This window comes from Rhodococcus sp. MurmanLake-1 (assembly GCF_056945715.1).
The window spans coordinates 1-236 of record NZ_JBWZNF010000109.1 but is presented as its reverse complement, the minus strand read 5'-3'; the positions used below and the strand labels follow the sequence as shown (position 1 = coordinate 236).

At 31.4% G+C, this 236-nt stretch carries 1 protein-coding gene; it reads left to right on the top strand.

The genetic code is table 11. The features are described 5' to 3' along the window. The coding region (locus AC2ETI_RS32845) for a cupin domain-containing protein (protein ID WP_483635079.1) at nt 1–236 on the top strand (236 nt) is incomplete at both ends.

Genomic DNA, 236 nt, shown 5'->3' with positions numbered 1-236 from the left:
TTAATGAGCATTAATGTTGGTGAAGATATCGGTTTGGAAATACATCCTAATGTTGATCAATTTTTACGTATTGAACAAGGTCAGGGGATTGTTCAAATGGGAAAGAGTAAAGATAATTTAAATTTCAAAAGAAATGCTTATGATGATTTTGCAATAATGATACCTGCAGGAACATGGCATAATGTAATTAACACAGGTAATATTCCGTTAAAACTTTATTCGATATATGCTCCTCC